The sequence below is a fragment of the Agromyces protaetiae genome (genome assembly GCF_030866785.1).
Lineage (GTDB): Bacteria > Actinomycetota > Actinomycetes > Actinomycetales > Microbacteriaceae > Agromyces > Agromyces silvae.
In genome coordinates, this window is the sequence record NZ_CP133018.1 from 2,383,462 (window position 1) to 2,397,894 (window position 14,433).

Sequence of the window (14,433 nt, forward strand, 5' to 3'; positions counted from 1 at the left end):
AGTGCTGCTGCGCCGCTCATGCGAACCATTCTCCCAGTCGGTCGCCGAGGTGGCGGAGCCCCGCCGAGTTCGACGATTTGACGAGCACGGTGTCTCCGGGCTGGAGGGAGGCCAGGACGAGATCGTACGCCTCGTCGGCGCTCTCCACGAACGCCGACTCGCCGGCCCACGAGCCCTCGTTGATCGCCGAGATGTGCAGTCGCCTGGCGCCCTGCCCCACCACGATGAGCTGCGAGATGCCGAGCCGCACCGCCAGCAGCCCGATGCGGTCGTGCTCCTCACCGGAGAACTCGCCGAGCTCGCTCATCTCGCCGAGCACCGCCACGGTGCGGGCGCCCGGGCGCTGCACCTGGGCGAGGGTCTTCAGCGCCGCGGCCATCGAGTCGGGGCTCGCATTGTACGCGTCGTTGATGATGCTGATGTCGTCGCGGCCGCCCATGAGCTGCATGCGCCAGCGTTCGGCGAGGGTCACCTGTTCGAGCGCTTCGGCGACGGATGCCACGGGCACCCCGAGTTCGATGGCGGCCGCGGTGGCGGCGAGGGCGTTCATGACGTGGTGCTCGCCGAGCACGCCGAACCGCACGCGCGCGGTCTCCCCGCTCGGCACGACGATCGTGAAGTCCGTGCCGCGCGCGTGCGCGACGAGATCGATCGCCCGCACATCGGCGGCGTCACCGAGGCCGAACCAGACCACCCGGGCGGGAGTGAGCCCGGCCATCGGCACCACACGGGGGTCGTCCGCGTTCAGGATCGCGACCCCACCGGGAAGGAGGTCGGTGACCATCTCGGACTTCGCGCGAACGGTCTGCTCGATGCCGCCGAACTCGCCGGCGTGCGCGAGTCCGACCTTCAGCACGATCCCGATGTCGGGCCGGGCCATGCGGACCAGGCGAGCGATCTCGCCGACCGCGGACGCTCCCATCTCGGCGACGAGGAACTCGGTGTCCTCGGTCAGCTCGAGCATCGTGATCGGGCCGCCGACCTCGTTGTTGAAGGACTTGCGCGAGGCGACGGTCGGGCCGGCGTGCTCGAGGATCGTGCGCAGCAGGTTCTTCGTCGTGGTCTTGCCGTTCGATCCCGTGACCCCGATCACGCGAAGCCGGCCGAGGGCGCGCACGCGGGCGACCACCTCGGTCGCGAGGGCGCCGAGCGCGTCGACCGAGTCCGGGACGACGATCTGCGCGACGGGCAGCTCGAGCGCCCGCTCGACGACGAGCAGTGCCGCACCCCGTTCCGCCGCGGACGGCGCGAACCGGTGACCGTCGTCGAACTCGCCGCGCTTGGCGAAGAACACCCCACCGGGTTCGATCTCGCGTGAGTCGGTCGTGACGGCGCCGTCGACGACCGTCTCGGGCGTGGCATCCGCCCCGCCGATGCGGAGCTCGCCGCCGACCGCCGCAGCGATCTCGGCCAGAGTGAGCGCGATCATGCGGGCCACCCCGCCTCGCGGAGGGCCAACCGGGCATCGTCTCGCGCCGAGTAGGGGATCTTGACTCCGTTCACCTCGTGGTAGTCCTCGTGGCCGGGCCCCGCGTACAGGATGACGTCACCCTCCGAGGCGAGCGCGAGTGCGGCGCGGAACGCGGCGCGGGGGTCGGCGACCTCGTGGATCTCGCGGTCGGGCACGGCCTCGCGCGCGCCCGCGATCAACGCGGCTCGGATCGCCGCGGGGTCCTCGGTGCGCGGGTGGAAGTCGGTCACCACGACCACGTCGGCCCCGCGCGCGGCGATCGCGCCCATCTCGGCGCGTTTGGTCGTGTCGCGGTCGCCGTCGGCGCCGAACAGCATGATGATCCGCCCCACGGCGAACCGCCGGATGGCGGCGAGCGTCTGCAGGAACGCATCGGGGCTGTGACCGTAGTCGACGTAGACCACCGGACCGTGGTCGCCCGACACGCGCTCGGCACGCCCGGGGATGTACGCACGGATGCCGCCGTCACGACGGAGCGCCTCGGAGATCCGCTCGAACTCCACGCCCGCCTCGACGAGCAAAACGATGGCGAGGGCCGCGTTCGCGGCCATGTACCGCCCGAGCAACGGGACCCGCGTCGCGACGAGGCGCCCGTCGCGCGCCGCGAGGGTGAAATCGGTGTGCGTCGCCGTCTCGGCGCCGAAGTCCACGCGCCAGTCGGCGTCGACGTCGGGCACGGTCGAGATCGTCGTCACCGGGATCGCCGCCTCGGCGGCCAGCCGGCGTCCCCACTCGGAGTCGACGGTCACCACGCCGCGCCGGGCCCGGTCGGGCTGGAACAGGTCGAGCTTGGCCTCGAAGTAGGCCTCCATCGACGCGTAGTCGTCGAGGTGATCGTGCGTGAGGTTCGTGAAGCCCGCCACGTCGAACACGAGTCCGTCGACGCGGTGGCGCGACAGCGCCTGAGCCGACACCTCGACGCCGACCGCGCGCGCGCCCAGTTCGCGCCCGCGCGCGAGCAACGCGTGCAGCTCGCTGGCCTCTGGCGTGGTGAGCGCACTCGTGACCGCCTCGTCGGCGATGCGCCGCTCGGCCGTCGAGGTGAGCCCGGCGACCTCACCGAGCTGCTGCAGGATGCCGAAGAGCAGGTAGACGACGCTCGTCTTGCCATTCGTGCCCGTGACCGCGATCAGCGTCGCCCGGTTCTCGTCGGTCCGGTACACCCAGCTCGCGACACCGCCGAGTGCCGCGCGAGCGTCGTCGACCACCAGCACCGGCAGACCGGGCGCGGCGTCAGCTGCGCGCGCGGCGCCGACCGCATCCGTGAGCACGGCGACGGCGCCGCGCTCCACGGCCGCTGCGGCGAAGTCCGCGCCGTGCGCGTGGCGCCCGGGGACGCCCACGTAGAGGTCGCCCGGCTGCACCGCCCCCGAGGCGAGGCTCACGCCCGTCACCTCGAGGCCGTCGAGGTCGCCACGGACCTCGAGCGCGAACGCGTCGGCGAGGCCGCGGAGCGATCGCGGACTCGGATGCTGCGGCCGAAGGGCAGCCGAAGACGATCCGGTCACGAACCCAACTTTCTCACCAGGTAGCTGGCAGCTCGGGCGCCGGGGCGCCGGATGGAACGGTCCGATATTTCTTCAGCACCTGGCTCATCACGTCTCGGAACACGGGCGCGGATGCAGCGGACGAATTCATCTTAACGGGATTCATGATGCTCACCGAAACGACGAACTCCGGGTCATCCGCGGGCGCGAAACCGGACACTGACACGAGATATCCGCTCTGGTAGCCGCCCTGCCCATCGGGGACCTGGGCGGTGCCGGTCTTCGCCGCGACCCGGTATCCGGGGATCTCCCACTCCTTCGCGAGCCACCCCTCGGCGTACACGCGCTCGAGCATCTGCGACGTCTGCTGCGCGGCCTGCGGCGAGACGACCGCGTTGCCCTCGGTCGACGGCTTCTCGGTCACGGTTCCGTCCTCCTGGACGCATCCGTCGACCAGCGTGACCGGCATCCGCACGCCGTCGTTCGCGATGGCCTGGTAGGCGCTCGCGATCTGGATGGCCGTCGTGGTGAGTCCCTGCCCGAACATCGTGGCGTACTTGGTCTGGTCGTCCTCGGCCCACACCTCGGGTCCGCCGTGCAGATCGCCGGACGCCTCGGCCGGGAATCCCACCTCGGTCTGGACACCGAGACCGAAATCGAGCATGTCCTGATAGCGCTGCTCGTCGGACACGCGTTCCCCGAACAGGGACATGCCCGTGTTCGACGAATCGATCATGACGCCCGTGAGGGTGAGCCGCTCGTCGCCGTGCATGTACGAGTCGTTGATGTCGGCGTTGCCCGGCGTGATGCGGTACGGGGCGACCACCTGGCTGGTCGGGTCGCCCTGGCCCGCATCGATGACGGATGCCGCGGTGAGGGCCTTGAACGTCGACCCGGGCTCGAACGGCGCGGTGAACGCGCGCGAGCCGCGATTCTCGGATGCGATGGCCGCCGGGGTGTTGGGATCGACCGTGGGCACGTCGACGACGGCGAGCAGCCGCCCCGTCTTCGCCTCCATCACGGTCACCGTGGCCCAGTCGGCACCGGTCGCCTCGACCTGCGCCGCGGCGGTGCGCTGCACGGAGTACTGCAGGTCCGAGTCGATCGTGAGCTGCAGCGAGCCGCCCGCGCGGGCCTCCTTGACGACGTGCTCGCTCCCCGGGATCGTGACCCAGTCGCGGAGCGATCGCAGATGCCTCGTGCTGCCGTCCTCCCCGGCGAGACATGCGTCCTGCGCGAGCTCGAGTCCCGCGACGGGATTGGCGTCCGGGTCCACGAACCCGATCAGGTTTCCGGCCACCGCCCCGTTCGGGTACCGGCGGCTCGGGTTGTCCAGCGGGTAGACCCAGGGGATGCCGAGTTCACGCACCCGTTCGAGCGTCTCGGTGTCGACGACCTTCGCGACGTAGGCGAAGTCCGAGTCGGGGTCGGCCGCGAGGTACTCGTCGATGATGCCGAGGACCTGGTCGGGCGGGAGGCCCAGCGCCGCGGAGAGCTCGGTCGCCGCCTGCTCGGTCGTCACCTCGACGTCGACGGTCTTGGACGCGTCCGCCGGATCGGGGGTCTCCCGCTCGAATCCACCGCCCGACCGAGCCTGCTTGGGAGAGATGGTGATGTCGTAGCGCATGACCGTGTCCGCGAGCACGACGCCGTTCGCGTCGACGATGTCACCCCGCGGGCCATAGACGGTCTGCGTCGTCGAGCGCACGTCCTGCGCGGCCTCGTTGTACTCTTCGGCACGGACCACCTGGATGTCGACGAGCCGGGTCACGAAGACGCCGGCCACCGCCACGAGCACCACCCCGAGAGCGATGATGCGCCGCATGGGGTGCTTGCTCGTCCGTCGCATCCTGTCGTCCCTCACTCGTTCTTCATGGGCACCGGGCGGTTCAGTGGGTGGCCGGCGTGGGCAATCCGTCGCTCGGCGGAGCGACGGGCGCCGTGTCGACCGGTGCCGTCGCGACCGGTGCGGCGACGACGTCCCCTGGTGCGGCTGCGTCACCGCCAGTCTCCCCCGCCGACTGCTCCGTGACGAGCGGCGCGTCGGCGATCAGCGAATTCGCCACCGAGCCCGCGGCACCGACGGCGCCGCCGGCCGCGGCCGTCGGCTGGCCGAGCACGGCGCCGTCGGAGAGTCGCAGGTACACGGGCGCCGCGTTCGGCACCATGCCGAGCGCCTCGGCGTTCGCCGCGAGGAACTGCGGCGACTCGAGCGCATCGATCTGCTCGCGGAGCACCTGGGTCTCGCGGTCGAGCTTGGCTTGCGCCACGCGGTACCCGTCGATCTCGTAGGCACCCTCGGTCATCGCGACCGAGAGCAGCAGCTGCGCGACGACGATCGCGACGATGCCCGCGAGCGCGGTGACGGCGTACGCGAGTCTGGGCCGTCTGCGCTGGTCGGGCACGGGCCGGAGCCGGGGCTGCTCGCGCGGCGCGCGATCGGGCCGGAACTCGGGAAGGGACATGGCCGGCACGGCACTCATGACCGCCTCCTCACACGTTCGGCGGCGCGCAGACGCACCGGTTTCGCACGCGGGTTCTCCGCCTGCTCGGTCTCGCTCGCAAGCTCCGCACCTCGGACGAGGAGCCGGAACTGCGGGCGGTGCTCGGGAAGCTCCATCGGCAGCCCCGCGGGCGCGGTGGAACTGGTGGCGGACTGGAGCGCGCGCTTCACGATCCGGTCCTCGAGCGACTGGTAGGCGAGCACGACGGTGCGCCCGCCCACGGCCAGCACGTCGAGCGCGGCGGGCACCGCGCGTTCGAGCACCGACAGCTCTTCGTTGACCTCGATCCGGAGCGCCTGGAACACCCGCTTCGCGGGGTGCCCGGCGCGCTTGACGGCGGCGGGCGTCGCGTCGTCGAGGATCTCGACCAGCTCGGCCGAGCGCGTGATCGGCCGTTCGGCGCGAGCGCGCACGATCGCCCTGGCATAGCGGGGCGCGAGCTTCTCCTCGCCGTAGTCGAAGAAGATGCGCCGGAGCTCGGCCTCATCCGACTCGGCGATGACCTCGGCTGCGGTGCGGCCGCTGGTCGCGTCCATGCGCATGTCGAGCGGGGCGTCCTTCGAGTAGGCGAAGCCCCGCTCGGCCCGGTCGAGCTGCAGCGACGAGACGCCGAGGTCGAACAGCACGCCCTGCACCTCGTCGAATCCCTCACCGCGGACCGCCTCGCCGATGCCGTCGTACACGGTGTGCACGAGTCGCGCTCTGGATCCGAACGGCTTCAGCCGCTCCGCGGCGATCGCGAGCGCGTCGGTGTCGCGGTCGAGGCCGATCACGGTGAGCTTCGGGAAGCGCTCGAGCAGGGCACGGCTGTGCCCGCCCATGCCGAGGGTTGCGTCGACCAGCACGGCCCCCTCCTCCCCGATGGCGGGGGCGAGGAGCTCGACGGTGCGCTCGAGCATGACCGGGGTGTGGATGCGTTCGATGTCCATGATTCCTTCGGGACGTCAGGTCCCGGGCTCCGATCCCCATCCGTTCGTCCTGACGCGGGGAAGTGCGCCAGGCGCGTACGGCTGGGAGTCGCAACCCGGGCTAGAACAGCCCGGGGATCACCTCCTCCGCCGTCTCTGCGAAGGCCGCTTCCTGCTCGGCGAGATAGGTCTGCCACGCCGCCGCGTCCCAGATCTCGACCCGGCTTCCGGCGCCGATGACCGCCAGGTCGCGGTCCAGGCCGGCGTAGGTGCGGAGGGTGGTGGGGATGGTCAGCCGGTGCTGCTTGTCGGGCGTCTCCGCGGAGGCGCCCGAGAGGAAGACGCGCATGTAGTCGCGCGCCTGCTTGCTCGTCACCGGGGCCTGCCGGATCTTCTCGTTCATCGTCTCGAACTCGCGAGCGCTGAACACGTAGATGCAGCGTTCCTGGCCACGGGTGAGCACGAGGCCGCTGGAGAGCTCGTCGCGGAATTTGGCAGGGAGGATGATCCGGCCCTTCTCATCGAGCTTCGGCTCATAGGTCCCGAGAAACACCGCGTCACCCCCTTCCCTCCCGCCAGGTTCCAGGTAGCACCACTTTACTCCACTTTCATCCACTACATCAAGAAGAGCGCTCGTATTTGTGGGAATCCACCGGTGACAAAGCGCGAAAATGCGCGGGAGAACGGCGGTGGAGGACGGTGGAGGGAAAATCCACACTGTGGGGGTCGAGCGGCCCCCGCGAACCTCAGTCGAGGGTCGCGCGGGCGCCAGTCACCGGCGCCGGGCGCACGAAAAACGGGCCGATCATCCGATCGGCCCGTTCAGGTGGTGCGAAGTGGAGGGGTCAGCGCTCACCGTCTTGACGACGGTCCCAGCGCTCGTTCAACCGGTCCATGAACCCGGCGTTCGAGCGCCCGGTCGGTGCCGGTCGGGGCGCGTGACCCGCGGGCGGAGCACCGGCGCCGCGCTTCGACGGGGTGATCGCGAGCAGAACGCCCGCGAACATGACGGCGAAGCCGATGATGCCGACGACGAGCAGTTGCAGGGCGACGCCGGCGATGAGCCCGCCGATGCCGGCGAGGGCCAGCAGCACACCGAGCACGATGGAACGATAGTTCGGTCTTCCTCGCCCGCTGACGGCCGCGACGAAGTCGGCGTCATTTCGATAGAGATTGCGCTCCATCTCGTCGAGAAGACGTTGCTCCTGCTCTGATAGCGGCATCTCATTCCCCTCAGGTCCGGGCTCGACGCGTCGTCCCATCATTCTAGCCCCGCGGCCCATCAGTAGGCTAGGCGAGTGGCTCACGGTTCCCGGCTCGTCGACCTCGTACAACATCGCATCGAGGACTTCCTCGCCGACCGCTCTTCGATTCTCCGCTCCATCAGCCCCGACCTGGTGCCGCTGGACGCATTCTCGAAGCGATTTCTCAGCGGTGGCAAGCGATTCCGGGCCAGATTCTGCTACTGGGGCTTCGAGGCGGTGGCCGGTCGCGGGACGCCCGAGCCCGCCGACCTGTACCCGATCGTCTCGGCGGCGGCCGCGCTCGAGCTGTTCCATGCCGCAGCGCTCCTGCACGACGACCTCATCGACAACTCGGACACCCGGCGCGGCGCACCCTCGGCGCACCGGCTCTTCGAACGACTGCACGTCGAATCCGGCTGGGCCGGCGACGCGTCCGAGTACGGTCGTGCTGCGGCGATCCTGCTCGGCGACCTCCTGCTCGGGTGGAGCGACGAACTGCTCGACGAGGGGCTCGAGGCCCAACCCGACCGCGGCCGTGCCCGGGCGGCACGTGCGGAGTTCATCCGCATGCGCACCGAGGTGACGGCAGGCCAGTACCTCGACATCCTCGAGGAGCGCGCGTGGCGCACCCGCGGCGACCACGAGCAGCGGGCCCGCGCCGAGCGGGTCATCGTCTTCAAAGCCGCGAAGTACTCGGTGGAGGCTCCGCTCGCGATCGGGGCCGCGCTCGCGGGCGCGACCTCGCACCAGCTGCAGTCGCTCCGCGACTTCGGACTGCCGCTCGGCATCGCCTATCAGCTGCGCGACGACCTGCTCGGCGTCTACGGCGACCCCGAGGTGACCGGCAAGCCCGCCGGAGACGACCTGCGTGAGGGCAAGCGCACGATGCTTGTCGCGATCGCACGCGAGCGCCTCGCGGCGGGGCCGAGGAACCTGCTCGACGAGCTGCTGGGCGACCCCGGGCTCGATGCCGACCAGATCAGCATGCTGCAGCGCACCATCGAAGGCTGCGGCGCGGTCGACGAGATCGAGGAGCTCATCGGCGCGTGGCTCGCGAAGGCCACCGACGTGCTCGCCGACGCGCCGATCGACGGCGCCGCGAAGGCCGAGCTCGGGGCGCTCGCGAGCGACGTCGCACGACGCGCGAGCTGAACGGGCGCCGACGCCGGCTCGCCGATCAGGCGAGTGCCTGTGCGACCCGTCGCACCTCGGTCTTCCGGCCGGCGTGCAGCGCCGCGATGGGCGTCGTGCCGAGACTGTCCTCGTCGCCGATGAGCCATCGCAGCGCCTCCTCATCGCTGAACCCCGCGTCCGCGAGCACCACGGCGGTGCCGTGCAGTTCGGGCAGCGGGCCGTCCTCCCGGAGGAAGACGGCGGGCACCTTGAGCACGCCGTCGATGCGGGCGGCGAGCAGGTAGCGCTCGTCGATCAGCCGGCGGATGCGGCTCGGGCTCTGCCCAAGTCGTTCGACGAGGTCGGGAACGGTCAGCCAGTCGGTCTCAGCGGCGTCGGTCACGTCGTCAATGCTGCCACGACGGGGGCCGGCTTCGGAAGACGACCGATCTGCCCGCGGCGTCGCGTGACGCGCGGCGAGGTCGTTGACTCGGGATACCCCGCATGGAAACGTGACCCGAACAGGGGTCGTCGACGAGGGGAACACGATGGGTGACAGGACCGGCAAGACCGGGCCGAGCGACGGACGCGAGCGGGCGCGTGCGGCGAACGACGGCGGGCGCCTCCGCCGGGTGCTCGCCGTGCCGGTGGCCATCGCGAGCACCCTCGCCGTGACCCTCGGCATCGTCCAGCCGGCGAACGCCGCTGCATCACCGGTCCCGAAACGCCAGCCGAATCCCAAGGGCGTCGTGCCGGGCGCACCGAACGCGGTCGTCACCGCCGCGGCGACGCAGACGAACGTCGCACCGAGTGAGTACACGGTCGCCGAGGGCGACACCGTCTCCGGCATCGCCGAGCGCTTCGGTCTCGCCACCCCCGACGTGCTGGCGCTCAACGGCCTGGGCTGGTCGTCGCTGATCTTCCCTGGCCAGCGGCTGGTGCTGCGGGCCGCCTCGGCCGCGCCGCAGCCTGCGCCGGCACCGCCCGCCCAGGCGGAGATCCCCCGGCACGTCGTCGTCGAGGGCGACACGATGAGCGGCATCGCCGCGCAGCACGGCCTCGGACTCGACGCGCTGCTCAGCGCGAACGGTCTGAGCCGCACGAGCCTCATCTTTCCCGGACAGTCGATCGTGCTGCCGCCCGCGGATGCGGCACCCGCACCCGCACCCGCCGCCCCCGCGGCCGCGCCCGCACCCGCGCCGGTCGAATCGGTCGTCGCCGTCTCCGCACCGCTCACGGACGAGATGAGGCAGCACGCGCGCGTCATCGTCGACGTCGGCCGTTCGCTCGGCGTCCCCGAGCAGGGCCTCGTGGTGGCCCTCGCGGCGGCCGCCCAGGAGTCCGGTCTCAGAAACGTCGACTACGGCGACCGTGACTCGCTCGGCCTCTTCCAGCAGCGGCCGAGCCAGGGGTGGGGCACCCCCGAGGAGGTGCGCGATCCCACGCGCGCCGCGCTCGCGTTCTACGGCGGGCCGACGAATCCGAATCCCGGTCGCACACAGGGGCTGCTCGACATCGACGGCTGGCAATCGATGACGGTCACCCAGGCGGCGCAGGCCGTGCAACGGAGCGCGCACCCCGATCTCTATGCGAAGTGGGAGCAGCAGGCGCGCGCCTGGCTCGTCGAACTCGGCTGACGCGCGGCTCGACCGCCCGAGGTATCACGGTCGAGTTTCGATTCGAGCCGCACCCGGTGTCTATCCGGCTTCGGGCATGTCCGGTTCGTACACTGGTACGGTGACCACCGCTCCGCCCGACCCCATGATCGGCCGCCTCATCGATGGCCGGTATCAGGTGCGCTCGCGCATCGCCCGGGGCGGCATGGCCACGGTCTACCTCGCGACCGATCTGCGGCTCGAACGCCGCGTCGCGATCAAGATCATGCATGGCCACCTGGCCGACGACAACACCTTCAAGACGCGGTTCGTGCAGGAGGCGCGGAGCGCCGCCCGACTCGCGCACCCGAACGTCGTCAACGTGTTCGACCAGGGACAGGATGCAGAGTCGGCGTACCTCGTCATGGAGTACCTGCCCGGCATCACGCTGCGCGACCTGCTGAAGGACTACACCCGGCTCACCCCCGAGCAGACCGTCGACATCATGGACGCCGTGCTCTCGGGCCTCGCCGCCGCGCACAAGGCCGGCATCGTGCACCGCGACCTCAAGCCCGAGAACGTCCTGCTCGCCGACGACGGCCGCATCAAGCTCGGTGACTTCGGCCTCGCCCGGGCGGCATCGGCGAACACCGCGACCGGTCAGGCCCTGCTCGGCACGATCGCCTACCTCTCCCCCGAGCTCGTCACCCGCGGCGTCGCCGACGCGCGGAGCGACCTCTACGCCATCGGCATCATGATGTACGAGATGCTCACGGGTGAGCAGCCGTACGTCGGCGAGGCGCCGATGCAGATCGCCTACCAGCACGCCAACGACACCGTGCCCACGCCGAGTTCGAAGCAGGAAGGCGTCCCGGCCGAGCTCGACGAGCTCGTGCTGTGGGCGACCTCGCGCGATCCCGAGGAGCGGCCGGCCGACGCCCGCGAGCTGCTCGACCGGTTGCGCGAGGTCGAACCGCTCGTCCGCGCGCCGCACGCGGCGCCGCCCGGCACCGCCACCATGGTGCTCGCGGGCGGTACGGCGACGGCAACCGCCGAGACGCGTGTGCTCGCCCCCTCCTCGACCGTGGCCTTCCCGTCCGACCTCGTCCCGCCGGGCGGCGGCGACGAGCCGCCCGCCGACGACGACGCCGGCGCGCTGACGGCCGGGGCCGCCCGGCGCCGCCGCCGCGGCTACTGGCTGTTCGCGCTCGTGCTGCTGCTCACCGGCCTCGCCGCCGGTACTGGGTGGTTCTTCGCTGCCGGCCCGGGCGCCCTCGCCGACGTCCCCGACACACGCGCGAAGACGGTCGCCGAGGCGACGGTCCTGCTCGAGGACGCCGGATTCCAGGTCGCGCCCGACGAGCGACACGACCCCGACGTACCCGAAGGCCAGGTGTCGGGCACCGACCCGGCCGGCGGGGTGCAGGCGCAGCGCGGCTCCACCGTGCGCATGTTCGTCTCGCTCGGCCCGCGCATCCTGCCGATGCCCGAGGTCGTCGGACTTCCCGAGGCCGAGGCCCGCGAGCAGCTCGCGGAGTTCGCGGTCGCCGACGCGTCTCAGCCGCAGTTCTCCGACGACCTCGCCGCCGGCACGGTGATCGGCGTGCTCGACCGCGACGGCGCTCCCGTCGGCGCCGAGTATCCCGAGCGCGCCGCACTCACGCTCATCGTCTCGGTGGGCGCGGTCCCCGACGTGGTCGGCCTGCCGCGCGCGGAGGCGCAGGCCGCGCTCGAGGCCGTGAACCTCGCCATGAACGAGGCCGGCGCCGAGTTCGACAACTCGGGCGGCGTCCCCGCCGATGCGGTGCTGAGCGCGGAGCCGACGACGGATCCCGTACGACCGGGCGACACCATCGACGTCATCGTGTCGAAGGGCCAGGATCTCGTCGCGGTGCCGAACGTCGTCAACACGCGACTGCCCGACGCGATCGCGGCGCTCGAGGCGGCCGGGTTCACGGTCGCGCACAACTTCCCGGCCGCGTTCCTGCCGTTCGTGAACGTGACCTCGCAAGACCCCGGCGCCGACGCACGCGCGCTGCGCGGCAGCGAGGTCAAACTGGTCGGCACGCTCACCCTCTGAGTGACCCTCCGGCACGCTCATTCTCGAACGATTCCTCGCTCGGTGAGCAAGCGCCGCGGAGCGTATCGACACCCGGTGGGCCGCCCGTGCGACCGGCTCACCGGCCGTCGACACGCGCGCTCGTTCTTCGCTCGCCTCGCGTCCGACGAGAACAGCGCGAGGCATCCGTCATCGACGTCGGATCCCTCGCCCTCCTGCGTGGCGCGCGCCCGAGGCATCCGCCGACCGTCGCGAGCGCAACGCGTTCCCGACCGTCGCGCGCGAAACGCGCTTGCTCAGGAAGATCCATGCGACACGCCGCGCCCGCGGCACGCGCGAACCGCGTGCCTCTCGCATCTTCCTGAGCTGGGTGCGCGCTGGAGGCATCCTCCCGGCCCGCACACCCGGCCCGCACACGCCCGCGCCCGCACCACCCGCTTGCTCAGGAAGATCCACGCGACACGCCGCGCCCGCGGCACGCGCGAACCGCGTGCCGCCCACGTCGTCCTGAGCTGGGTGCGCGCCCAGCACGACGAGGGCGCGAGACATCCGTGATCGGATGCCTCGCGCCCTCGTCCGTGCGTCGCGCGCGCCGGCTCAGCTGGCCGAGAGCTCCTCGGCCACCAGGAACGCGAGCTCGAGCGACTGCATGTGATTGAGCCGCGGGTCGCACAGCGACTCGTAGCGCGTCGCCAGGGTCGCCTCGTCGATGTGCTCCGACCCGCCGAGGCACTCGGTGACGTCGTCGCCCGTGAGCTCGACGTGGATGCCGCCGGGGTGCGTGCCTGCGGCGCGGTGCGCCTCGAAGAACCCCTTGACCTCGTCGACCACGTCATCGAACCGGCGGGTCTTGTAGCCCGTCGGCGTGGTGATGCCGTTGCCGTGCATGGGATCGGTCACCCACAGCGGGTTGGCGTCGCTGGCCTTGATCGCCTCGAGCAGGGGCGGCAGCGCGTCGCGGATCTTGCCGGCGCCCATGCGCGTGATGAACGTCAGCCGCCCGGGCTCGCGGTTCGGGTCGAGCTTCTCGACGAGCTCGAGCATGACCTCGGGCGTCGTCGTCGGGCCGAGCTTCACGCCGATCGGGTTGCGCACGCGCGACAGGAAGTCCACGTGGGCGCCGTCGAGCTCACGCGTCCGCTCGCCGATCCACAGGAAGTGCGCCGACGTGTTGTACGGCGTGCCCGTGCGCGAGTCGATGCGGGTCATGGGCCGCTCGTAGTCCATGAGCAGGCCCTCGTGCCCCGTGTAGAACTCGGTGCGCTTGAGCTCGTCGAAGTCGGCCCCGCACGCGTCCATGAACTTCACGGCCTTGTCGATCTCGCGCGCCAGCTTCTCGTACCTGGCGTTCGCCGGGTTCGCGGCGAAGCCCTGGTTCCACTGGTGCACCTGCCGCAGGTCGGCGAAACCGCCCTGGGTGAAGGCGCGGATGAGGTTCAGTGTGGAGGCCGCGGTGTGGTAGCCCTGCACGAGTCGGCGCGGGTCGGCCGCGCGTGACTCGGGCGTGAAGTCGTACCCGTTCACGATGTCGCCGCGGTAGGCCGGCAGCGTCACCTCGCCGCGGGTCTCGGTGTCGCTCGAACGCGGCTTCGCGAACTGGCCGGCCATGCGGCCCATCTTCACGACGGGCATCGAGGCGCCGTAGGTCAGCACGACGGCCATCTGCAGCACGGTCTTCACCCGGTTGCGGATCTGATCGGCCGTCGCACCCGCGAAGGTCTCGGCGCAGTCGCCGCCCTGCAGCAGGAACGCCTCACCGCGTGACGCGGCGGCGAGCCGGTCGCGCAGCATGTCGACCTCGCCGGCGAAGACCAGCGGCGGCAGGGTCGCAAGCTCGGCCGATGCCGCGTGCGCCGCCTCGGGGTCCGGCCAGGACGGCTGCTGCTTGATCGGCAGGGTCCGCCAATAGTCGAGCCCCGCGATCACCGAGGGATCTGCGTTCACGAAGGGCTCGACGAGCTGGGTCACTGGAATGGTCCTTGCGGATCGGGCGCCGGTCCGGCGCGGGATGGGGGCAGGCGACGCCGCAGAGCGCGAGCGGCCGCCGAAGCG

12 protein-coding genes are annotated in these 14,433 nt (G+C 71.2%); 3 read left to right on the forward strand and 9 right to left on the reverse strand.

Translation table 11 applies throughout. The annotated features are described in order from the left end of the window. Positions 1-16: 16 nt before the first annotated feature. From QU602_RS11000 to QU602_RS11030, 7 genes are all read right to left on the reverse strand, one after another. Positions 17-1,429 (reverse strand): UDP-N-acetylmuramoyl-tripeptide--D-alanyl-D-alanine ligase, encoded by a 1,413-nt coding sequence (locus QU602_RS11000; RefSeq protein ID WP_308796496.1) that lies wholly within the window; start codon positions 1,427-1,429, stop codon positions 17-19. Further along, on the reverse strand, positions 1,426-2,979 hold the full coding sequence (locus QU602_RS11005; protein WP_308796497.1) for a Mur ligase family protein: 1,554 nt from the start codon (positions 2,977-2,979) through the stop codon (positions 1,426-1,428). The genes QU602_RS11000 and QU602_RS11005 overlap by 4 nt, the downstream gene beginning before the upstream one ends. A gap of 13 nt (positions 2,980-2,992) precedes the next feature. Beyond that, positions 2,993-4,783, reverse strand: coding sequence for a peptidoglycan D,D-transpeptidase FtsI family protein (locus QU602_RS11010; protein WP_308796498.1), 1,791 nt, complete (start codon positions 4,781-4,783; stop codon positions 2,993-2,995). A 64-nt stretch (positions 4,784-4,847) separates the two neighbouring features. Then, positions 4,848-5,441, reverse strand: a complete 594-nt coding sequence (locus tag QU602_RS11015) for a hypothetical protein (RefSeq protein WP_308796499.1) — start codon at positions 5,439-5,441, stop codon at positions 4,848-4,850. Then, positions 5,438-6,391: a 16S rRNA (cytosine(1402)-N(4))-methyltransferase RsmH gene (gene rsmH / locus QU602_RS11020; protein ID WP_308796500.1), complete on the reverse strand. Its 954-nt coding sequence runs from the start codon at positions 6,389-6,391 to the stop codon at positions 5,438-5,440. The genes QU602_RS11015 and rsmH overlap by 4 nt, the downstream gene beginning before the upstream one ends. Before the next feature lie 100 nt (positions 6,392-6,491). Further along, on the reverse strand, positions 6,492-6,923 hold the full coding sequence (mraZ, locus tag QU602_RS11025) for a division/cell wall cluster transcriptional repressor MraZ (protein WP_308796501.1): 432 nt from the start codon (positions 6,921-6,923) through the stop codon (positions 6,492-6,494). Between the two features lie 292 nt (positions 6,924-7,215). Then, positions 7,216-7,593: a DUF3040 domain-containing protein gene (locus QU602_RS11030; protein WP_308796502.1), complete on the reverse strand. Its 378-nt coding sequence runs from the start codon at positions 7,591-7,593 to the stop codon at positions 7,216-7,218. Positions 7,594-7,668: 75 nt separating this feature from the next. On the opposite strand from QU602_RS11030, the gene QU602_RS11035 reads away from it, so the two are divergent. Then, the gene (locus tag QU602_RS11035; protein ID WP_308796503.1) at positions 7,669-8,766 is read left to right on the forward strand and encodes a polyprenyl synthetase family protein; all 1,098 of its coding nucleotides are present in this window, start codon (positions 7,669-7,671) and stop codon (positions 8,764-8,766) included. A gap of 25 nt (positions 8,767-8,791) precedes the next feature. Here QU602_RS11035 and QU602_RS11040 read toward each other — a convergent pair whose 3' ends face one another. After that, on the reverse strand, positions 8,792-9,130 hold the full coding sequence (locus QU602_RS11040; protein WP_308796504.1) for an Rv2175c family DNA-binding protein: 339 nt from the start codon (positions 9,128-9,130) through the stop codon (positions 8,792-8,794). A gap of 145 nt (positions 9,131-9,275) precedes the next feature. On the opposite strand from QU602_RS11040, the gene QU602_RS11045 reads away from it, so the two are divergent. Continuing rightward, on the forward strand, positions 9,276-10,364 hold the full coding sequence (locus tag QU602_RS11045) for a LysM peptidoglycan-binding domain-containing protein (RefSeq protein WP_308796506.1): 1,089 nt from the start codon (positions 9,276-9,278) through the stop codon (positions 10,362-10,364). Positions 10,365-10,464: 100 nt separating this feature from the next. Beyond that, positions 10,465-12,402, forward strand: coding sequence for a Stk1 family PASTA domain-containing Ser/Thr kinase (gene pknB / locus QU602_RS11050; RefSeq protein WP_308796507.1), 1,938 nt, complete (start codon positions 10,465-10,467; stop codon positions 12,400-12,402). 576 nt (positions 12,403-12,978) lie between these two features. Here the strand turns inward: pknB and QU602_RS11055 are convergent. Then, entirely contained in the window at positions 12,979-14,307 is a 1,329-nt protein-coding gene (locus QU602_RS11055; protein ID WP_308800152.1) for a class II 3-deoxy-7-phosphoheptulonate synthase, read from the reverse strand. Between the last annotated feature and the right edge of the window lie 126 nt (positions 14,308-14,433).